Below are 20,710 nucleotides of genomic sequence, written 5' to 3'. Positions count from 1 at the left end.
GAGAGGGCCGCGGCCGGCCATCTGGTGAGGGGTGGGTGACGACACAGGAGTGCGATCGCGTGGCGACGGATCCGGTGTCAGACCACCCCTAGCTGGGCGAAGCGGACCTGAGCCGCTGCACCCGTGAGGACGACGTCCCGCGCGAGCGAGGCCATCCGCACGTCAAGGTTCTCGGCGACGACCGGCATGCTCCGTTCGACCACCGCAGCGCGGACTGCCTCCAGGAGGGGGCCGTCCAGCAGCTCGACGGGGCCGTAGAGCACGACATCGGTGATGCCGAGGGTGGTGACGATGGGAGCGAGGACGGTCCCCAGCGTCGTGCCGACCGTGCGCAGCTCCGCGTCGGCGGCGTTGGGCGCCGCGTCGGCGAGGCGGTCACGGAGGCGAGGGATCGCGAGCACCGTCTCGAGGCAGCCGCGGTTGCCGCAGGCGCACGGGGTGCCGCCGGGCTCGACGACCACGTGGCCGACCTCGCCGGCCGACAGCAGCGGGCCGCCGAGCATCGCGCCGTCCATGAGGATGCCGCCACCGACGCCGAGGCCGATGGCGACGAGCAGGAGTCCGTCGGCGTTGCCGGCGCCGAAGGTGCACTCGGCGAGGGCGGCGATGTTCGCGTCGTTCGCGATCGACACCGGCAGGCCGACGCGGTCGCTGACGATCTCGGCGAGCGGGAGCTCGTACCAGCCGAGGTTGGGGGCCTGACGGACGACGCCTCGGTGGTCGACGACGCCGGGGGTGCCGATGCCGACTCCCAGGACGGGACGCGGGGAAGCGTCGACGAGGGAGCGGACCAGCGCGACGACGAGGTCGACGGCGTCCTCGCCCCGGGCGTCACCGAGCGCGGCGCTGTCTCGCGCGACGATCTGACCTTCGAGATCCATGAGCGCGCCGCGGAGGATCGTGTCGTCGGAGAGGTCGAGCGCGGCGATGAGCACCGCGTCGGAGACGAGACCGAGCAGGGTTGCAGGCTTGCCGGGACGAGCACCGGGCTTGGTGCCGAGCTCGGCGACGAGACCGTCGGCAAGGAGCTCGGTGACCAGGTCGGAGACGGTGACGCGGGTCAGGGACGTGGCGCGCGCGAGGTCGGCGCGACTGAGCGACCCCTCGTCTGCGAGGCACTGCAGGAGCAGCGAGAGGTGGTGCCGCCGGGTGTCGGCGGGCAGCACCTTGTCGGTCGCGCGGCGGGCTGGACGCTGCCGCAGGGGAGGCATCGTCCGGGCTTCGCCGGGGAGGGTGGTCCGCTCGATCACGTTGTTAGTTCAGCCTACTAACAAACCTTCGGTCAAGCGTCGTGGGCATTTCGTTATCTTCGCCTCGCCTCGGCTCGCGCGCCCCGCACCGGCCGTCGGTCGCTCGGTGTCCACGGCGCCGGTCTGGGGGGTGACGTCGCCGGGGCCACATTGACCGGGTACGTCACCAGGTGCGACACTGGGAGACGGCGTAGTCCGCCGTCCCGGCTCGCTTCTCGCGGATCGGCGCGTGCGCCACCTGCTCACTCCCGATGCGAAGGATTCCGATGGCCAAGGCTCTCCTCGGCTACGTGGCGACGCCGAACGTTCACCAGGCCCGCGAGGCGCAGCTCCGACGCCGCATCGCCGATCTCGAGGCCGAGGTGATCCGGCTCAAGCACGAGAACGACGAGCTGGTCGCCGGCTCCGACCTCGGTCCCGTGGACCTCTCGACCGCCGATCTTCTCGAGCCCGCCCGCTCCTGATCCGCGGTTCCCGGTGCGCGTCTCCTGTCGCGCTGCCCGGGCGTGGCGCGACGGACCACCCCCGTCGGTCACCTACTCTGAGGACGGCATCCTTCCCCGCTGCCCGTAGCCGACCGGCTGCACTTCAGCGCCGTCCGACCGTCGTCGTGCGAAGGAGCATGGCTTGCATCTCAAGAGCCTGACGCTGCGTGGGTTCAAGTCCTTCGCGTCCGCCACCCACCTCCAGCTCGAGCCCGGCATCACCTGTGTCGTCGGACCCAACGGCTCGGGCAAGTCCAACGTCGTCGACGCCCTTGCATGGGTGATGGGCGAGCAGGGAGCCAAGTCCCTGCGCGGCGGCAAGATGGAGGACGTCATCTTCGCCGGCACCTCCGCCCGAGCCCCGCTCGGGCGTGCCGAGGTGGTCCTCACCATCGACAACGGCGACGGCGCTCTGCCGATCGACTACGCCGAGGTGACGATCTCGCGGACCATGTTCCGCAACGGCGGTTCCGACTACGCGATCAACGGCAACCCGTGCCGCCTCCTCGACGTCCAAGAGCTCCTGAGCGACTCGGGCATCGGCCGCGAGATGCACGTCATCGTCGGCCAGGGCCAGCTCGACTCCGTCCTGCGCGCGTCGCCGGAGGAGCGCCGCGGCTTCGTCGAGGAGGCCGCCGGCGTCCTCAAGCACCGTAAGCGCAAAGAGAAGGCGCTCCGCAAGCTCGACGCGACCGAGGGCAACCTCACGCGCCTCCAGGACCTCCTCGCCGAGATCCGACGCCAGCTCAAGCCGCTCGGCCGCCAGGCGGAGGTCGCCCGCAGGGCCGCCGTCGTCCAGGCCGACGTCCGTGACGCGCGTGCCCGTCTGCTTGCCGACGACGTCCTTCGAGCGCGTGATCAGCTGCAGTCCGAGCTCGCCGACGAGGAGGCGCTGCGGCTCAAGAGGACCGCCGTCGAGGGCTCCGTCGCCCAGATGCGGACCGAGGAGGCGGCGCTCGAGGACGCGCTGCGCGAGGATGCGCCGCGGATGCAGGCGGCGCAGGACACGTGGTACGGGCTCAACAACCTGCGCGATCGCCTCCAGGGCACGGCGAGCCTGGCCGCAGAGCGGGTGCGCAACGCCGCGGCGATGCCGGCCGACGAACGGCGCGGGCGTGACCCGGAGGAGCTCGAGGAGGAGGCCGGCCGCTTCGAGGCCCAGGAGAAGGCCATCTCCGAGGAGGTCGGCGCCGCCGAGAAGGGGCTCGAGGACGCCATCACCGTACGCAAGGCGGCCGAGGCGGCGTACCAGGCTGAGGAGCGGCGCATCGCCGACCTCGTCCGCGCCGCGTCCGACCGCCGCGAGGGGCTGGCGCGCCTCACGGGGCAGGTCAACACCCTCCGTACGCGGGTGCTCGCCGCCGAGGAGGAGATCGGCCGGCTGGAGGAGAGCCGCGACCTCGCCGAGAAGCGTGCCGAGCGCGCTCAGCACGAGTTCACCGTCGCCGAGACCCAGGTCGCCGGGCTCGACTCCGGAGAGACCGGGCTCACCGCCGAGATTGACGGCGCTGAGGCCGCGCTCGCCGACGCCTCCGACCGCCTCGCCAAGACCACCGACGCGGTTCACGTCGCCGACCGGGAGCGCGCCGGGCTCGAGGCCCGAAAAGAGGCTCTCGAGATGGGCCTGTCGCGCAAGGACGGCGCGGGGGCGGTGCTCGGTGCGTCCGAGCGCCTCGGTGGCGTGCTCGGCTCGGTCGCCGCCGTCGTCACCGTCCAGGCCGGGTACGAGGCTGCGGTCGCCGCGGCGCTCGGACCGGCCGCCGACGCAGTGGCCGTCGACTCCTTGGTCACCGCGCTGTCCGCGGTGGAGTCGCTCAAGGCGACGGAGGACGGTCGCGCCGGGCTGGTCGTCGGATCCGCGCCTGCGACCGACCGCGCCGGCTGGCCGGCGCTGCCCGACGCGGCCACGTACGCGCTCGACGTGGTGGAGGCGCCGCACGGCGTGCTCGCCTCGCTCGGCCGCCTCCTCGACCGGGTCGTGGTCGTCGACGACCTGGCGACGGCCCGCGACGTCGTCGACCGAGAGCCGACCGTCACCGCGGTGACTCGCGAGGGTGACGTGGTCGGCAGCCACTACGTGGCCGGCGGTTCACAGGACATCCCGAGCCTGATCGAGGTGCAAGCCGCGGTCGACCAGGCGGCCGAAGGCCTCCGTGACGTCGCTGGGCGCCGTACGGAGCTGGACGCCGAGGTCGTCCGTCTGAAGGGCCAGCGCGACGAGGCTAAGCAGCGCCTCGACGTGGCCATGGCCAAGCGGCGCGAGTCCGAGGCCAAGGCCAACGCCCTCACCGAGAAGCTCGCCCAGCTCGGCTCGACCGTGAAGGCGGCCCGCGACGAGGCCACCCGCCTCGCGGCCGCGATCACGAACGCTCAGAAGGCCCGCGACGACGCGTCCTCCGGGCTGGAGGCGCTCGAGCAGCGGCTGACCGAAGCCGAGAACGCGCCGGAGGACGAGCCGGACACGGAGCCGCGCGAACAGCTCGCGGAGACGGCCAAGCAGCGCCGCGCGGCCGAGACCGAGGCTCGCCTGGCCCTACGCACGAGCGAGGAGCGTGCCCGCGCGATCTCCGGCCGTGCCGCAGGTCTGCGTCGTCGTGCCGCCGAGGAGCGTGCCGCGCGCGAGCGTGACCGCGTCCGTCGTGAGCGGATGCGCCGCGAAGGTGTCGCCGCGCGTGCGGTGGGCGAGGCGACGCAGGTCGTCCTGGAGCACCTCGCGGTGTCGCTGGCCGCCGCCAAGACGGCGCGCGACGCGATCACGGCGGCGCGCGCGGAGCGTGAGCAGAAGCTCGCCGACGTACGGCGCCGCCTGCGTGACCTGTCCGTCGAGCTCGCGCGTCTCACCGACTCGGTGCACCGCGACGAGGTCGCCCGCGCCGAGCAGCGCCTGCGGATCGAGGCGCTCGAGACGCGAGCGCTCGAGGAGATCGGGATCGAGCCGGACTCGCTCGTCACGGAGTACGGTCCCGAGGCCCTCGTCCCCGTGCCACGTCCCGTCGACGCTGCCGAGGACGATCCCGACCCCGAGCCCGTCCCGTACGTCCGTGCCGAGCAGGAGAAGCGGCTGCGTGCCGCCGAGAAGTCGCTCGCGCTGCTCGGCAAGGTCAACCCGCTCGCGCTTGAGGAGTTCTCGGCGCTGGAGGAGCGGCACAAGTTCCTGTCCGAGCAGCTGGAGGACCTGCGCAAGACCCGCAAGGACCTCCTCGAGATCGTCACCGAGGTCGACCGGCGCGTCGAGCAGGTGTTCACGAGTGCCTGGGAGGACGTGAGCAGGGAGTTCGAGGGCGTCTTCTCGCGGCTGTTCCCCGGAGGCGAGGGCCGTTTGATCCTCACCGACCCGTCGTCGATGCTCACCACTGGCATCGAGGTCGAGGCCCGGCCGCCGGGCAAGAAGGTCAAGCGGTTGTCGCTGCTGTCCGGTGGAGAGCGGTCGCTGGTCGCCGTGGCGTTCTTGGTGGCGTTGTTCAAGGCGCGGCCGAGCCCGTTCTACATCCTCGACGAGGTCGAGGCGGCGCTCGACGACACCAACCTCGGGCGCCTGCTGGAGATCTACGAGGAGCTGCGCGAGAACAGCCAGCTCATCGTGATCACGCACCAGAAGCGCACGATGGAGGTCGCTGACGCGCTGTACGGGGTCTCGATGCGCGGCGACGGGGTGTCCGCGGTGATCAGCCAGCGGATGCGCGAGGCCGAGCCGGCGTAGGTCTCGACAGGCTCGACCAGCGGGGTGTTCGTGGGTTGAGCTTGTCGAAACCTGGCGGCGGGGTGTGCGCTTGTCGTAGCCTCGCCCGGTATCGTCCGGCGCGTGACTGTCCTCCCCACGCGTGACGATTTCCCGGTGCTGCGCCGCCTCACGACGCGGTGGTCCGACGAGGACGTGTACGGCCACGTGAACAACGTGACCTACTACTCCTACTTCGACACCGCGGTGAACGGTTACCTCATCGACGCCACCGGCACCGACATCCGCCGCCTCGACGCGATCGGGCTCGTCGTCGAGACCGGCTGCCAGTTCAAGCGCGAGCTCGGCTTCCCCGAGGACGTCGAGGTCGGGCTGGCGGTCACGAGGCTGGGCAGCTCCTCGATCGTGTACGAGATCGGGCTGTTCCAGGGGGAGTCGCCCGAGCCGGCCGCGATCGGCCGTTTCGTCCACGTCTACGTCACCCGCGAGGACCGCACGGTCACCCCGGTCCCGGAGGCGATCCGCGACGCGGTCACCCCTCTCGTACGGGGCTGAGCGGGGCGCAGGCGGCTGCCGACGAAGGCGCTGCCGAGAGCGCGGTCGACCGGGGAGACACCGCGCACCTAGGCCTGAGGCCGTGCGGGCCGTTCGTACACGAGCTCGAGCCCGTCCTCCTTGTCCCACTGCTCGCCCACGTGGACGAATCCGAACGGCAGCGCGAGGTCACGCGACGGCGTGTTGTCCGGGGCGATCGTCACCCGGACGACCGCCACTGTCGGGTCAGCGTCGGCGCGGGCGATCAGTGCGGTGAGGGCCGCACGGGCAAAGCCACGGCGCCGGTACGAAGGGTCGACCTCGTACCCGATCTCCACCATGCCGTCGGTGTCGGGAGGCCCGTGGAATCCTGCCCTCCCGACCGCGACCTCGGCGTCCTCGTCCCAGATCACGCCGGTGACCCACTCCGCGCTGGCGGGGTCGTCGACGACCTGGCGTGCGCGCATCCGCCAGACGGCGCGGAACGTCTCGCTGACGAACGGCTCAGTCAGCGGCACGGGTGAGGTGGCGTTGGCGGCGTCGAGGTCGCCGTCGGCCAGCGCGCTGATCGTTTCGGGCGCGAGGTGGACGATGCAGGCGCGGGGGAGAGGCACCGGCAGAGCGTACGTGCGTCCGGCGCCTCAGTCGAACGAGATCCGCCCCTCCCGCGTGAGGTCGTCGACCGCGTTGAGCTGCAGACCACCGTCGGAGAGCGTCCAGACCGTGTCGCCGATGACGAGCGCGCGGCGGATGCCGCCGTCGTATGGGTTCGCCCCCTCCTGGTGCGAGAGCGTGCCGAGCTCTCGCAGGGAGTCGCCGTCCACGCGCACGGCGAGGATCTCCGTGCGTCCGTCGCCGGTCCAGTCACGCAGCGGGACGAAGGCCGTCCGCGTGGCCTCCCACCAGAGGAACGCATGCGGATCGGCGACGTCGGAGGAGTCCTTGTGCCTGTGGAGCAGCCGGCTCAGCAGCGCGGGTCGCGTCGGCTCGGCGACGTCGAACAACGAGACCTGGGCGCCGGTGGTGCGGCCTCGTCGGGTCGCGTCCATGCCGACCCCGAGCAGGCGGCCGTCGCCGACGACGTGGAGATAGTCGGAGTAGCCGGTGATCTTGAGCTCGCCGGAGGCGACCGGCCGGGCGGGGTCGCTGAGGTCGACGACGTAGAGCGGGTCGATCTGACGGAACGTCACGAGGTAGGCGTACGGGCCCACGAACCGCACGCCGTACACGTCCTCACCCTTGCCGAGCCCGCCGACACTGCCGCGGGCGGCGAGCGTGTCGGCGTCGAGGGCGGACACCGACGTCGCCCGCGACCGCTCGGAGCTGCCGCTGGTCGTGACCACCCGCAACGTGCCGTCGTACTCCGACAGCGAGTACGAGTCGAGCACCTGCCCGGCGACCTTGCCGGACCCGAGATAGAGCGGCTTGCCGGCCCGCGCGAGGTCGAAGCGGTGGATCTCGGTGCTGCCGGCGGCCGGAGCCGTGTCGGAGCTCGTGAGATAGAGGCTCGTGGGACTCGCGTACGCCGTGGCGCCGTCGGCGGTGAGCGTGACGGGGGAGAGGTCGCCGAAGGAGTCTGCGCCGAGGTCGACCGTGTAGACGGTGACCAGGCTCGCACCCGTGTAGTCGGGGGGCCGGACGACGCTGGTGCACGGCACGGTCGTCGTGGTCGACTCACCGCCCGTGGTCACCTCGTACGAGGGCAGCCAGGCATCGAGCGGCGCCTTCGCGAGCACGTCGCGGCGGGTCGCATCGCTCTGCTCGCTCTGTCGGAGCGTCGGGAGGGTGATGTCGGCCGCGCTGCGTACCACGAGACGCACGCGCCCGTCGACGAGGCGGGCGTCGACCAGGCCGCCGTCGGGGCGCAGCATCGACAGCACGCGAGGCGCCTTGCCGGAGAGGTCGACAAGGACGAACAGGCTGCTCGGCGGGCCTGGAGCGGCGAACCTGCTCTCGACCGCCGGGCCCAAGGCGACCGAGCCGGACGCGCCCAAGGTGACGAGCGCGCGGTCGCCGTCCACGAGGAGCGAGGCCGACTCCGCACCTGCATAGGCTGTGAGGTTGAGCGTGCCGACGACCGTACGGGACTCCACGTCGGTGATGCGCAGGACGCCGCCGGTGATCGAGACGAGGCGCGCGCCGTCGGTCTTGACGACGTCGGGCTCGTCGACGCCGACCTCCTGGTTGTTGGTGGTCGAGTGCGCGGGTGTGCCCTTGGCGCTGGCCCCGAGGTCTCCGGACGTCTTCTCCAGTGCGGCTACCGGCATTACGTAGAGCGAGAACGGGTCGTACGCGTCGACGTTCTTCACCGCGTGCGCGCGCAGGTCGGCGAGCAGGGCGTCGCAGCTGTCGCTGGCCGACAGCGTGTGCGCGACAGGGCGGGCGCCGGCGAACGCGACATCGCCACCTGGGCTGCGCGGTGGCGGAGCGTCCACGCCTCCCGGAAGCGAGACAGCGACGGTGGCGACGGCCGCCACCGCGACGGCGGCGAGGCCGAATCGCAGCCGGTGTGCGCGAGGTGCGTGGCCCCTCGAAGCGGAGACAGCGGTGGCTGCGCGGACACGAGCGAGCAGGCGTTCACCTGCACCGGACTCCGCCCACCCGTCGTCAGCGGGAGTCGGGGGACGCAGCGCGCGGAGCCTGCGGTCGAGGTCGTCGTCAGTCATGGGTCGCTCCCGCCCGTGTGCTCGGGTCGGTCCGGCGCTCGGCCTGATCCGACGCGTCGAGCCGCTCGGCGAGCCGACGCCGGGCACGATGGAGGCGTACGCGGTAGGTCGCCCGCGAGCACCCGAGCGCCCGTGACGCCTCATCGGCGTCAAGGTCGTACCAGGCGCTGAGCGAGAGGACCTCCTGGTCCGCGGGGGAGAGCGCGCTGAATGCGCGGGCGAGGCGGTCGGTAGTGCCCATGTCGTCGCCCGACGCGCCTGCGGACACCGCGGCCTCGACGGCGATCCGCTCGGTCAGCCGATCACGCCGCCGAGACGAGCGGCGATGGTTGGCGAGCACCCGTCGCGCGGTCCCGAACAACCACCCGAGCGCGGGCTCCGGGACGACATCGGCCTTCTTGAAGGCGATCACGAACACCTCCTGCATCACGTCCTGCGCCGTCTCCGGGTCGGTCCGGTGCATCAGGTACGCGAGCACACGGTCGGCGTACGCGTGGAACCACGCCTCGAGCATGTCGTGCCGCTCGACGTCGTCCACGGGCGCCTCCTCCGGTCGGCCGGTCATGAAGTGAGTGTCCGGATCGTCGTGGAGAGTTACAGACGGCGTCAAGGTTTCGCATGTCCCTGTTGCGTGCGTCATCCGGGCCCGATATGCAGGGGGTCACGCTCGCATCGCCGTTCCGCCGAAAGGATCACCATGCGCAAGACCGCTTCCATCGCCTCGATCGTGCTGGGCGCCATCATGATCGTCGCGGCGATCGTCACCTGGGTGATGGTCTCCACCACCCTGTCCGACCAGAAGATCACGGTCGCCGATGACGCCGACTGCGCGGCGGGAGACCCCGTACGAGGGCCGATCAGCGCCTACTGTCAGGCCAAGGTCATCGACAAGCACACGCTCGAGTCGACCGACGGGAAGACGTACGCTGAGCTCGACCAGGAGGACCCGCTGCGGGAGACGGCGATGACGTCGGCGTTCTTGCAGGCGTCGCTGTTCACCTCCGTCGTCGCCTTCGGCGTCGCGGCGATGGCGGCCGCGATGGGAGTGATCTTCATCCTCATCGGGCTCGGGATCCGCGACGTGAGCAGCCGTGCGGACCCGCGGGCAGGTGGTCCCGTGCCCGATGGATCCACGCGGGAGTGACCAAGGTCATCGCGCCTGGATCGGCCTCTAGACGATCTGTGTGAGAGCCTGATGCAGTCCGTTTGAGACCGATCCCGGGGGGTCTGCGCTACATGTCGTCGGCAGTCGTCATCGTGCCCGTCATGCTGCTCATCGTCATCGCCGCCGTGTTGTTGGCGGCGGTGCTCGCCTATCCGTACCGGGGGCGGGTGGTGCCTGCGCGGGTGCCGGGATCGGCGGCGCTCGACCGGATGCTCACGGCGATCGCGGAGTGGGCGCAGATCGGTCACCACCCCGACGCCGGCCACGAGGGCGACGTCAGCTCAACGTTGCCCAGGCTGAGCTCATCCACGGCACCGCGAGACTGACCGTCGGTCCGACGACGACGACCGCGGCCATCACGTAGCAGGCGACCGCCTCTCGGCGGCCCGGCCGCTCCTCCTCCAGCCGCTCGATGCGACGGACGAGGGTGGTCGTGGCGCCGAGGGCCCCGGCAGGTGCCGGCCGCGTGCCGATCTTGACCAGCGCGCGCGCCAAGGGAGTGGTGCCGCTCGCGCGTCGCGCATGGTCGTCGGCCAGCAGCTCCACGAGGACCCGGGTCGAGGCCAGCGCGGCCTCGCTGCGCAGGACGCGCGGGAACGCGCGGTGCAGCGCGGTGAAGGCGTCGAGCACGAGGTCGTGACGTGCGCGCAGGTGCGCGCGCTCGTGGGCGAGCACCGCGTCGAGCTCGGACGGATCCAGCGAGGCGACGGTGCCGCGCGAGAGGACCACGCGGGCGTCCATGCCCGGGAGGCAGTAGGCGAAGGGCTCGCTGGTGTCGAGGATGCGCACGGAGCGTCGTGACGCGTCACGGCTCGCGACGAGGTCCACCAGGGTCCGGTGGCGCCGTCGTACGGCACGCACCTCGAGGGTGACCGACACCATCGACCAGGCCGTACGGAACACCACGACCAGCGTGAGTGCGAGGAATGCGACGTGCAGCGCGACCCGCCAGGCACCCGGCTCGGGGTTCGGGGCGCCTTCGTGCACGACCAGCCACAACGACGCCGACAGGCCGGCGCCGACGACGGCGAGGATCGCGGCGAGCGCCAGGGCCTGCCAGAGGACGACGGCGGCACGCGGGGCGCGATAGGGCCACTCCATCCGCGCCAGGACGGCGGGCACGGGCTGGGCGAGCGCGAGCCCGATCAGGCCCAGCAGGAGCGGGGTGGTCATGGGGTCTCGACAGGCTCGACCGGCGGGACAGGCTCGACCGGCGGAGGCTCGACCGGCGGGTTCTTCGCCTCGATGCGGGCGAGCGCGGCGCGCAGCGCCTGGGCGTCGTCGTCGCTGGCCGTCTCGGCGAAGTAGACGAGCGCTGCCGTACGGTCTTCGCCGGCCGACGCGAGCACCTCGTGCATGAGCGTCACGGTGAGCTCGTCACGGCCGACCTGCGGTGCGTACGTGAAGGCGCGGCCCTCGCGGCGGCGTGCGACGACCCCCTTGCGGGCGAGCCGGTCGAGGACCGTGGTGACCGTCGTATAGGCGAGGTCGCGGCTGGGGGTCAGGAGATCGAGGACCTCACGTCCGGTCAGCGGGTCGTCCGCGTCCCAGAGGAGGTCCATCACCTCGCGTTCGAGCTCGCCAAGTCGTGCCACGAGTTGAGTGTACGGGCTGCTACGACACCGTGTCGTACCCCACGTACTGATCTACGACGCAGCGTAGTAGGTTTTTCCTACAGCGTGTCGTCATCGACCTCGCGGGACTGGATCTTCTGGGTCGCCGGGCCGGGCCGCTGGTACTAGCGTGACCTGAAGTTCGAGCCATGGGAGAGACATGGAAGCCCTCGAGTTGGCGCGGTGGCAGTTCGGCATCACGACCGTCTACCACTTCTTCTTCGTCCCGATCACGATCGGGCTCTCGTTCCTCGTCGCAGGCCTGGAGCTGGCCTGGGTAAGGACGCGCAACGAGAAATGGCTGAGACTCACGAAGTTCTTCGGGAAGGTGTTCCTGATCAACTTCGCGATGGGGATCGTCACCGGCCTCGTGCAGGAGTTCCAGTTCGGCATGAACTGGTCCGACTACTCACGTTTCGTCGGTGACATCTTCGGTGCGCCGCTCGCAGTCGAGGGCCTGCTGGCCTTCTTCCTCGAGTCGACCTTCCTTGGCCTCTGGATCTTCGGATGGGACAAGCTCTCACCCGCGGTGCACAACGCCTGCATGTGGATCGCGGCGATCGGCACCGCTCTCTCTGCGTACTTCATCCTCGCGGCGAACTCCTTCATGCAGAACCCGGTGGGCTACACGTTCAACGCCGAGCGCGGACGTGCGGAGCTGGAGAGCTTCACCGAGGTCCTGACCAACAAGGTTGTCCTCATCACGCTGCCGCACACGCTGTTCGGCGCCTTCATGGTGGCCGGCGGCCTCATGGCCGCGGTCTCGATGTGGTGGCTGATCCGACGCAAGCCCGTCGATGCGGACGCGTTCCGCTCCACCCTTCGTCTGGGCGCCGTGACCCTGCTCGTCGCCGGGCTCGGCACCGTCGTCACCGGCGACATCCAGGGCAAGGTCATGACCGAGGTCCAGCCGATGAAGATGGCCGCGGCCGAGGCGCTGTACGAGACCAAGCAACCAGCGCCGTTCTCGATCCTCACGGTCGGCTCGCTCGACGGTGACAAGCCCTTCTACCAGCTCGAGGTCCCGCACCTCCTGTCGTACCTCGCCACCGGCACGTGGAACGGTGAGGTCCAGGGGATCAACAACCTGCAGGCGGAGTACGAGGAGACGTACGGGCCCGGCAACTACAAGCCGTACATCCCCGTCACGTACTGGTCGTTCCGGCTGATGATCACCTGTGGCGCGCTCGCGATGGCGATCGGCGCCTGGATGCTCTGGGTCACGCGCAAGGGCCGCGTCCCCCGCAGCGACCGGCGATGGCCGATCTGGCTCGCCGTCGCGGCGACGCTGCTCCCGCTGTTCGCGAACTCCTTCGGCTGGATCTTCACCGAGATGGGTCGTCAGCCCTGGATCGTGTTCGGGTTGATGCGGACCGAGGCCGGTGTCTCGCCGAACGTCGGGGCCGGCACCGTGCTCACGTCCCTGATCGTCTTCACCCTGCTGTACGGAGCGTTGGCGGTCGTCGAGGTCAAGCTGCTGCTGTCGGCGATCAAGAAGGGGCTGCCGGAGGTCGATCCTGACAACGAGACCGGCAAGCAGCCCGACGACAAGCCGATGGCGTTCGCCTACTAGGAAGGGAGAGGAATCATGGAGCTCACCACCGTTTGGTTCTGCGTCGTCGCGTTCCTCTTCGTCGGGTACTTCGTACTCGAGGGATTCGACTTCGGCGTCGGCATGCTGCTGCCCTTCCTGGGCCGCGACGACCGCGAACGCCGCACGATGATCAACACGATCAGCCCGCTCTGGGACGGCAACGAGGTCTGGTTGATCGTCGCCGGCGCCAGCATCTTCGCCGCGTTCCCGGAGTGGTATGCGACGTTGTTCAGCGGGTTCTACCTCCCGCTGCTTCTGATCCTGGTCGCGCTGATCGTGCGTGGCGTGGCCTTCGAGTACCGCCACCAGCGCGAGGACGCGGCCTGGAAGCAGCGCTGGGACGCCGCGATCATCTTCGGCTCATTCGTCCCCGCCCTGCTGTGGGGAGTGGCGTTCGGCAACATCGTGCGTGGCGTGGAGATCGACGCCGACAAGAACTACGTCGGCACTTTCTTCGACCTGCTCAACCCGTACGCACTGCTGGCCGGGGCGGTCACGCTGACCCTGTTCCTGACCCACGGAGCGAACTTCCTCGCGCTCAAGACACGCGGCATCATCCACGAGCGGGCGCGCGACGCCTCGCTCAAGGTCGGTCTGGTCGCCGCGGTGCTCGCGGTCGCCTTCCTGCTGTGGACGTGCCTCGACCACGACGACGTCTGGGTGTGGGCGCTGTCTGGCCTCGCCGCGCTCGCCTTCGTCGGTGGGCTCGTCGCTGCCTGGGCTCGTCGCGACGGCTGGGCGTTCGTCGGCACGATGGCCGCGATCGGTCTCGCTGTCACCGCCCTGTTCGTGGCGCTGTTCCCCGACGTGATGCCCTCGACGCTCGATCCGGCGTACAGCCTCACGACCGAGAACGCGGCCTCGACCGACAAGACGCTCGAGATCATGAGCTGGGTCGCCGTGATCTTCCTGCCGATCGTCATCGGATACCAGGCCTGGAGCTACTGGGTGTTCCGCAAGCGGATCAGCGTGGAGTCCATCGCGGCGGACGTGCCGGCGGAGCACACGCCGGCATGAGCAGTACGGCCGTACAAGCTGGGTCGACCCGCCCGCTGGACCCACGCCTGGTGCGTCGCTCGCGTGCGGTGCGGTCGTACCTGGTCACCAGCGTCGCCCTCGCGACCGTCATGGCCGCCCTGGTGGTCGCCCAGTCCTGGTTGATCGCGCGGATCGTGTCGGACGGGTTCGAGGGCTCGGGCCTCGTCCCCGCCGTCACGGCCGCGGTGGTCGCCCTCGCGGTGGCCGTGCTGGCGCGGGCGGGGCTCGGGTGGATCCACGAGGTGGTCTCCGCCCGCGCCGCCGTCCGGGTGAAGACGCAGCTGCGTGACGAGGTGGTCGCGAGCCTGCTCGACGGCGCGCCTCGGCGGGGGCCACGCCCGGAGTCGAGCCATGTCGTGACCCTGCTCGGGCCGGGACTCGACAAGCTCGACACCTACTTCGCCCGCTACTTGCCGGCGCTCGCACTGGCGCTGACCGTGCCGGCGGTCGTGATCGTCGCGGCATTCGTGGCCGATCCGCTGTCGGGCGTCACGATCGCGGTGACCCTGCCGCTGACCGTCCTGTTCATGGTGCTCGTCGGCTATATGACGCGCGACCGTACGGAGCGGAGGTGGCGCGCGATGGTCCGGCTCGGCCACCACTTCTCGGACGTCCTCGACGGACTGGTCGTGCTCAAGGTGTTCGGCCGCTCGCGCAACCAGACCAAGGGCATCGCCGAAGTGGGGGAGCGCAACCGTGAGGAGACGATGGGGGCGCTGCGGCTGGCGTTCCTGTCGTCGTTCGTCCTCGAGCTGGTGGCGACGATCTCGGTGGCGCTGGTCGCCGTCTCGATCGGGCTGCGGATCGTCGAGGGCCACATGTCCCTGATGACGGGCCTGTTCGTGCTCGTGCTCGCCCCGGACGCGTACTTGCCCCTGCGGCAGGTCGGCTCGCACTTCCACGACTCCGCCGAGGGACAGTCGGTCGCTGACGACGTGTACGAGATCCTCGACGGTGAGGCTGGTGGTCGAGCACCCGCGTATCGAGACCACCCTGCCCCCGACCTCACCGGCGCCACGATCGCCGTCGACGGCGTGACCGTCTCGTACGAGGGACGCAGCATCCCCGCGCTCCCTCCGACGACGCTGACCATCGAGCCGGGTCGGGTCACCGCACTGACCGGCCCGTCGGGCTGCGGCAAGAGCACGCTCGTCGACGTGCTCATGGGGTTCGTCGCGCCCACCGCCGGCCGCGTCACCATCCGTGCCGCGGACGGGACGTCGTACGACCTGGCCGACCTCGACCTCGCTTCTTGGCGGACCCGCATCGCGTGGGTCCCCCAGGTGCCGGGGGTCCTCGAGGGCACGATCGCGGCGAACGTCCGCCTGGGCGCACCCGACGCGTCCGACGACGACGTGACCCGAGCGCTGCGCGACGCCGGCGCGCCCGACCTGCACCCCTGGCGCGAGGTCCACGAGGCCGGTGCCAACCTCTCCGCGGGTGAGCGGCGCAGGCTCGCCGTCGCACGTGCGCTGCTGCGCGTACGGCGTGGGGGAGCGGCCGTGATGCTCCTCGACGAACCGACGGCGGGTCTGGACGCGGCCACCGAGCGGGAGGTCCGGCGCAGCCTGCGCGACGCACTGGTCACCGTCGTGGTGGTCGCGCACCGCTCTGCGCTGGTCGCGGACGCCGACACCGTCATCGCCCTCACCGCACCGACGGGGGTGACCGCATGACGACCGCACGACGCCGTCTCGTCCTCGGAGGATTCTTCGGCCTGCTCGCCAGCCTGGCCTCGATCGGGCTGCTGCTCGTGTCGGCCTGGCTGATCTCGCGGGCGGCACAGCATCCTCCGGTTCTCTACCTCATGCTCGCGATCGTGGCGGTGCGCGCCTTCGGCGTCGCCCGCGCGGCGCTGCGCTACGTCGAGCGGCTGTTTACCCATGACGGGGCGCTGAGGATCGGGACGCAGATCCGGCTCGCGGTCTACGAGGGGCTCGAGCGCCTCTCGCCGTCGACGCTGGCAGCCGGACGGCGCGGCGAGCGCATCAGCCGCATCGTCTCCGACGTCGAGGCCCTCCAGGACCGGATCGTGCGCGTCGCGATCCCGCGGGTCGTCACTGCCCTGTCCGCAGCCGTGGTCGTCGGGCTCGTGCTCGCGGTGTTCCCGCTGGGCGGCGCGATCCTCGCGGCGGCGGTTCTCGTCGCGTGGTGCGGGGTTCTCGTGGCCGTACGCCTCGGCGGCGACCAGACCAACGCGGCCACCGCGGACCTCCGGGGTGCGCTCGCCGCCGAGGTCTCGCAGATCGTACGCTCCGCGAGCGACCTGGTCGCGTACGGCGCCGCGGACCAGGCACGCGACGAGGTCGTCCGTACGGGGGATCGTCTCGCGTCCACCGAGCGTCGTACCGCCTTCCTCGACGGGTTCGGGGTTCTCCTCGTCCGGGTGTGCCTCGGTGCCGCGACCTGCGCGATCGCGTGGATCGGTGTCGCCGCGGTCGCCGACGGGGCCCTCTCGCCGGTGCTCCTCGCGGTGGTCGTCCTCGCCCCCGTGGCGCTGGCCGAGCCGCTGGAGGGCCTGAGCGGCATCGAGCAGCAGGACCTCCGCTCGGCCGCGTCGCGACGCCGGGTCGACGAGCTCGTCTCGGCTCCCGAGGATGTCGTGGATCCCGTCGACCCGGCTGCGGATCCCGTCGGCTTCGACCTGCACCTGCGTGACGTCGCGCTCGGCTGGGGCGACGCGCCGGACCTCGTACGGGGCCTCGACCTCGACCTGCCAGAGGGCGCCGTGGTTGCCGTCGCGGGTCCGAGCGGGTCCGGCAAGTCGACGCTCGCCGCGGTCCTGCTGCGCCTCGCCGCGCCGCGCGCCGGCACGATCACGCTCGGAGGCACGCCGATCGACACGCTCACCGGCGAGCAGGTCCGCCGGGTCGTCGCGACCCTGCGCCAGGACGAGCACGTCTTCGACACGACTATCCGCGAGAACTTGCGGATCGCCGATCCCGACGCCGACGACGCGACCTTGCGTGCGGCACTCGACGCGGCGGGGCTCGGGTTGTTCGTGGCCGGGCTGCCCGACGGGCTCGACACCGAGGCCGGCGAGAACGGCAACCGGCTGTCCGGCGGAGAGCGGCAGCGGCTCGGACTGGCCCGGCTCCTGCTCGGGGACCACCGTGTCCTCGTGCTTGACGAGCCGACCGAGCACCTCGACGCCGCGACCGCCGAGGCGCTGCTGCGCGACCTCGTCGCCCTCGCCCCGTACCGGTCGATCCTGCTGGTCAGCCATGACGAGCGAGCCCTCGCGGCCGCGTCGCACGTCGTACGCCTCGGAGCGGCGACTAGGATCGTTGACCGTGTCTGACACCACGCAGTACCTCTTCATCGGTTTGGTCATCGCTGTCCTCCTGATCGGCGGTATCGCCGCCTTCGTAGTCGGCTCCCGCGGCAAGGCCTTGCCGCCCGCCGACACGGTCGACCGGCGCCTCGACGACCTCCGCGAGCACCCCGAGCACGAGCCGGCGCCGACCGGCGACGGACTCGAGCCGTTGCTGCCCGAGCCGGGGGAGATCGACGAGTCGGACTCCGACAACGAGCCAAGCGCAGTCGCCACCGAGGGGGCACCGACCGCGCCGGAGCTCGAGCAGCCTGCGCCCACGGCCGGCCGTCTCGTCCGCCTGCGCGAGCGCCTGTCGCGCTCGCAGTCGTCGCTCGGTCGCGGTCTGCTCGCGCTCCTGGGTCGGGACCGGCTCGACGAGGACACCTGGGAGGAGATCGAGGACACCCTCCTCGCCGCCGACGTCGGCGTCGCTCCGACCCAGGAGCTCGTCGAACGGCTGCGGACCCGCATCAAGGTCGAGGGCGTCGCGGATCCCGAGCGGGCCAAGTCGATCCTCCGCGAGGAGCTCGTGGCGCTGGTCGACCCCTCGTACGATCGTGCGGTCGCCGCGAAGGGTGCCGACGGGACGCCGGGCGTCGTGCTCGTCGTCGGCGTCAACGGCACCGGCAAGACCACGACCGTCGGGCGCCTCGCGCGCGTGCTGGTCGCGGATGGCGACACGGTCCTGCTCGGCGCCGCCGACACGTTCCGCGCCGCGGCGGCCGACCAGCTCCAGACCTGGGGCGAGCGCGTGGGCGTGCCGACCGTCCGTGGCCCTGAGGGCGGCGACCCCGCGTCGATCGCGTTCGACGCGGTCAAGACCGGCAAGGAGGGCGGCTACGACACCGTCGTCGTCGACACTGCTGGTCGCCTGCACACCAAGACGGGCCTGATGGACGAGCTCGGCAAGGTCAAGCGCGTCATCGAGAAGCAGGCTCCGGTCACCGAGGTGCTGCTGGTCATCGATGCGACCACCGGCCAGAACGGTCTGACCCAGGCGCGCGTGTTCGCCGAGGTCGTGGACGTGACCGGCATCGTGCTGACCAAGCTCGACGGGACGGCCAAGGGCGGCATCGTGATCGCCGTCCAGCGCGAGCTCGGCGTCCCGGTCAAGCTCGTCGGGCTCGGAGAGGGCGCCGACGACCTTGCACCGTTCGAGCCCGAGGAGTTCGTGGACGCCCTCCTCTCCTAACCTCCCGGGTCGGTTTCTGCCCCCGCCGGGTCAGCCTGCGGCCAGAAACCGACCCGGCGACCGCAGAGACTGACCCGCGGCGGGCAGAGACTGACCCGCGGTCAGGGGGTGCCGGCGAGGAAGCGCTTGAGGAGCGGGCCCGCGGTCTGCGAGCCGGACTCGCCGGTCTCCACGAACACCGCCACCGCGAGGTCGCCGTCCGTCCCGACCATCCACGTGTGGGTCTTCACCGGCGAGCCGTACTCGGCCGTGCCCGTCTTGGCGCCGACCTCGCCCCCGAGGCTCGCGAGCCCGCGCCCGCTGCCGTTCGTGACCACGCGCCGCATCAGCGCCTGCAGCGCGCGCCCCTCGGCGGCCGTCAGCGTGGAGTCGGCCTTCGGCGGCGTGACCTCCGGAAGAAGCACCGGGACGACCGTACGGCCCGCCGCGACGGACGCGGACACGGTCGCCATCGTGAACGGCGACGCGAGCACCTTGCCCTGACCGATCATCGACGCCGCATGCTCGGTCTCGGGAGCTTGCGAAGGCACCGATCCGAAGTACGAGGGGAACCCGAGATCCTGGTCAACCCCCATCCCCAGCGACGCTGCCGCCGAGGCGAGATCGGACTGGGCGACCTTGCCGCGCAGCCCGATCATCGCGGTGTTGCACGACTGCGCGAACGCCTCGGCGAACGGGACCCGCCCCAGCGCGCTCGCCGGGTAGTCGTCGTAGTTCTTGAACGACTTGCCGTCCACGACCGTCGTCGCAGGGCATGGTGTCGTCGTCTGCGGCGTCACGCCCGCACGCAGCGCAGCCAGCGCGGTCACGATCTTGAACGTCGACCCCGGCGCGTACTGTCCGGTCGTCGCGATCGCCTGCCCGTCGGCGCCAGGCCCGGTCGCCGCAGCGAGCACCGCACCGTCGGACGGGCGGATCGCGACGAGCGCGCTGGGCGGCTTCGTGCCGGCGAGGACGCGTTCGCCGAGCTCCTGCATCCGGAGGTCGAGCGTCGTACGCAGCGGCTTGCCGGGGACCGGCTCCTGCTCGAAGACTGGTGTGTCCTTCATCTCCGGGGACGGGTTCGCGGGGTCCTCGGCGGAGTCGCTGACGACGTCCACGACGTAGCCGTTGCGCCCTCGCAGCGTCTCGTCGTACCGGCGCTGGAGGCCCGACAGGCCCGTCACGTCCCCGGAGCGAAGCCGCCCCTTGCTCTCGTCGACCAGCTCCTTCGTGGCGTCGCCGACCGACCCGAGGACCCCGGCAGCGAACGTCCGCGACGGCGCCAGCGGCAGCGTGTCGGTGATCACCGCGCCGCCCTGGATCGCCTCGACGGCGCCGAGCGGCGGCGCCTGCTCCGTACGGACGACGAGCGCTTCGACGAAGGCCTTCGGACCGGACTGGGACACCCTCTTCGCGAATGCGGCGGGGTCGATCTCGACGAGCCGCGCGATCGCCCGGGCCGAGCTGTCGTGGCGGGCGGGCTCGACGGCTGCCTTGTCGAGACCGACGCGCAGGACGGAACGTTCCGTGACCAGCGCCGTGCCCTCGCCTCCCATGATGTCGCCGCGCTCGGGCATGACGGTACGGATGCGCAGCCGCTGTCCGTCGGCGAGGTCCGGCGCCACCAGCGTGGGGTCCCACGCGACCGTCCAGGAGTCGTCCTTGCGGGTCATCGCCGCCTCGGTCTCGTACGACCAGGTCGCCTCGGGGCCGAGCGTCCAGCGGTACGACAGCGTGACGGTCGCGCGGTCGTCGTCCTCCTCGACGCTCTCCACCGAGACGGTCGGCTTGAGCTCGTCCATGCCGCGGGTGATGGTCGCGAGCGCCTCTGAGGCCTGCGGATCGTCGATCGGGACCTTGGCGAGGTCGAGTGCGGAGAGCCCCTCGGCGAGGCGCTCGGCCTCGGGGTCGGCGGAGGGACCGCTGCAGGCGGCGAGGGTGCCCGCGGCGACCATCGCGACGACGGCACCGGAGGCGAGACGGCGTACGGAGGTGAACGGCATGCCCCCATCCTTACCCGACCGAGGTTCGGAGCGAGAACGCACGGGCGGCGCGCGTCGGCAACTCGGAAACGCCGACGTAACACAACCGGGGGAAGTGTCACTTGAGCGAAACAGACAGTCGCTCAACCCGAAACGAACCGCAGCGAACCTGATCGTCAACGAAGCCGTCCCCGGACACAGCCGTTCGAGCGCC

17 protein-coding genes are annotated in these 20,710 nt (G+C 71.1%); 10 read left to right on the top strand and 7 right to left on the bottom strand.

Features of this window, described 5'->3' with window-relative positions:
- Nucleotides 1-77: 77 nt before the first annotated feature.
- Nucleotides 78-1,250, bottom strand: coding sequence for an ROK family transcriptional regulator (locus tag HCT63_RS10015; protein ID WP_243842972.1), 1,173 nt, complete (start codon nucleotides 1,248-1,250; stop codon nucleotides 78-80).
- 266 nt (nucleotides 1,251-1,516) lie between these two features.
- On the opposite strand from HCT63_RS10015, the gene HCT63_RS10010 reads away from it, so the two are divergent.
- The 3 genes from HCT63_RS10010 to HCT63_RS10000 all read left to right on the top strand — a co-directional run bounded on the left by HCT63_RS10010 (nucleotide 1,517) and on the right by HCT63_RS10000 (nucleotide 5,969).
- Nucleotides 1,517-1,714 (top strand): hypothetical protein, encoded by a 198-nt coding sequence (locus HCT63_RS10010; RefSeq protein ID WP_167003697.1) that lies wholly within the window; start codon nucleotides 1,517-1,519, stop codon nucleotides 1,712-1,714.
- A gap of 163 nt (nucleotides 1,715-1,877) precedes the next feature.
- A complete protein-coding gene (gene smc / locus HCT63_RS10005; RefSeq protein WP_167003695.1) occupies nucleotides 1,878-5,435 on the top strand; it encodes a chromosome segregation protein SMC in 3,558 nt (1,185 codons plus the stop codon).
- Nucleotides 5,436-5,537: 102 nt separating this feature from the next.
- Nucleotides 5,538-5,969, top strand: a complete 432-nt coding sequence (locus tag HCT63_RS10000) for a thioesterase family protein (RefSeq protein ID WP_208322362.1) — start codon at nucleotides 5,538-5,540, stop codon at nucleotides 5,967-5,969.
- A 68-nt stretch (nucleotides 5,970-6,037) separates the two neighbouring features.
- Here the strand turns inward: HCT63_RS10000 and HCT63_RS09995 are convergent, their stop codons facing one another.
- The 3 genes from HCT63_RS09995 to HCT63_RS09985 are packed head-to-tail and all read right to left on the bottom strand — an operon-like array spanning nucleotide 6,038 to nucleotide 9,179.
- Entirely contained in the window at nucleotides 6,038-6,562 is a 525-nt protein-coding gene (locus HCT63_RS09995) for a GNAT family protein (RefSeq protein ID WP_167003693.1), read from the bottom strand.
- Nucleotides 6,563-6,589: 27 nt separating this feature from the next.
- Complete coding sequence (locus HCT63_RS09990) at nucleotides 6,590-8,614, bottom strand: beta-propeller domain-containing protein (RefSeq protein ID WP_167003691.1); 2,025 nt, start codon at nucleotides 8,612-8,614, stop codon at nucleotides 6,590-6,592.
- Nucleotides 8,607-9,179 (bottom strand): sigma-70 family RNA polymerase sigma factor, encoded by a 573-nt coding sequence (locus tag HCT63_RS09985; protein WP_208322361.1) that lies wholly within the window; start codon nucleotides 9,177-9,179, stop codon nucleotides 8,607-8,609. Before HCT63_RS09985 ends, HCT63_RS09990 begins: the two co-directional genes overlap by 8 nt.
- 132 nt (nucleotides 9,180-9,311) lie before the next feature.
- Between HCT63_RS09985 and HCT63_RS09980 the strand changes: the two genes are divergently transcribed.
- Nucleotides 9,312-9,758 (top strand): aromatic ring-opening dioxygenase LigA, encoded by a 447-nt coding sequence (locus HCT63_RS09980; RefSeq protein WP_167003690.1) that lies wholly within the window; start codon nucleotides 9,312-9,314, stop codon nucleotides 9,756-9,758.
- Between the two features lie 62 nt (nucleotides 9,759-9,820).
- Nucleotides 9,821-10,105 (top strand): hypothetical protein, encoded by a 285-nt coding sequence (locus HCT63_RS09975; protein WP_167003688.1) that lies wholly within the window; start codon nucleotides 9,821-9,823, stop codon nucleotides 10,103-10,105.
- Here the strand turns inward: HCT63_RS09975 and HCT63_RS09970 are convergent.
- Together HCT63_RS09970 and HCT63_RS09965 are read right to left on the bottom strand one after the other, a co-directional pair.
- Nucleotides 10,056-10,952, bottom strand: coding sequence for a M56 family metallopeptidase (locus tag HCT63_RS09970; protein ID WP_167003686.1), 897 nt, complete (start codon nucleotides 10,950-10,952; stop codon nucleotides 10,056-10,058). The two genes, HCT63_RS09975 and HCT63_RS09970, sit on opposite strands and share 50 nt — an antisense overlap.
- Nucleotides 10,949-11,374 (bottom strand): BlaI/MecI/CopY family transcriptional regulator, encoded by a 426-nt coding sequence (locus HCT63_RS09965; protein WP_167003684.1) that lies wholly within the window; start codon nucleotides 11,372-11,374, stop codon nucleotides 10,949-10,951. The genes HCT63_RS09970 and HCT63_RS09965 overlap by 4 nt, the downstream gene beginning before the upstream one ends.
- A gap of 178 nt (nucleotides 11,375-11,552) precedes the next feature.
- Here HCT63_RS09965 and HCT63_RS09960 point away from each other — a divergent pair, with 178 nt between their 5' ends.
- The 5 genes from HCT63_RS09960 to ftsY are packed head-to-tail and all read left to right on the top strand — an operon-like array spanning nucleotide 11,553 to nucleotide 18,532.
- Nucleotides 11,553-12,965, top strand: coding sequence for a cytochrome ubiquinol oxidase subunit I (locus HCT63_RS09960; RefSeq protein ID WP_167003681.1), 1,413 nt, complete (start codon nucleotides 11,553-11,555; stop codon nucleotides 12,963-12,965).
- A gap of 15 nt (nucleotides 12,966-12,980) precedes the next feature.
- The gene (cydB, locus tag HCT63_RS09955; RefSeq protein ID WP_167003679.1) at nucleotides 12,981-14,003 is read left to right on the top strand and encodes a cytochrome d ubiquinol oxidase subunit II; all 1,023 of its coding nucleotides are present in this window, start codon (nucleotides 12,981-12,983) and stop codon (nucleotides 14,001-14,003) included.
- Entirely contained in the window at nucleotides 14,000-15,700 is a 1,701-nt protein-coding gene (cydD, locus tag HCT63_RS09950) for a thiol reductant ABC exporter subunit CydD (protein WP_167003678.1), read from the top strand. The genes cydB and cydD overlap by 4 nt, the downstream gene beginning before the upstream one ends.
- Nucleotides 15,697-17,325 carry a thiol reductant ABC exporter subunit CydC gene (cydC, locus tag HCT63_RS09945; protein ID WP_167003676.1) on the top strand — a complete coding sequence of 543 codons (1,629 nt, stop codon included), beginning with the start codon at nucleotides 15,697-15,699 and terminating at the stop codon, nucleotides 17,323-17,325. Before cydD ends, cydC begins: the two co-directional genes overlap by 4 nt.
- On the top strand, nucleotides 17,318-18,532 hold the full coding sequence (ftsY, locus tag HCT63_RS09940) for a signal recognition particle-docking protein FtsY (protein ID WP_243842971.1): 1,215 nt from the start codon (nucleotides 17,318-17,320) through the stop codon (nucleotides 18,530-18,532). The genes cydC and ftsY overlap by 8 nt, the downstream gene beginning before the upstream one ends.
- 101 nt (nucleotides 18,533-18,633) lie before the next feature.
- Here ftsY and HCT63_RS09935 read toward each other — a convergent pair whose 3' ends face one another.
- The gene (locus HCT63_RS09935; RefSeq protein ID WP_167003672.1) at nucleotides 18,634-20,517 is read right to left on the bottom strand and encodes a penicillin-binding transpeptidase domain-containing protein; all 1,884 of its coding nucleotides are present in this window, start codon (nucleotides 20,515-20,517) and stop codon (nucleotides 18,634-18,636) included.
- Nucleotides 20,518-20,710: the final 193 nt, after the last annotated feature.

Source organism: Mumia sp. ZJ430, assembly GCF_011751845.1.
In the GTDB taxonomy this organism is placed as follows: Bacteria; Actinomycetota; Actinomycetes; order Propionibacteriales; family Nocardioidaceae; genus Mumia.
This window is presented reverse-complemented; position numbering and strand designations above follow the sequence as displayed.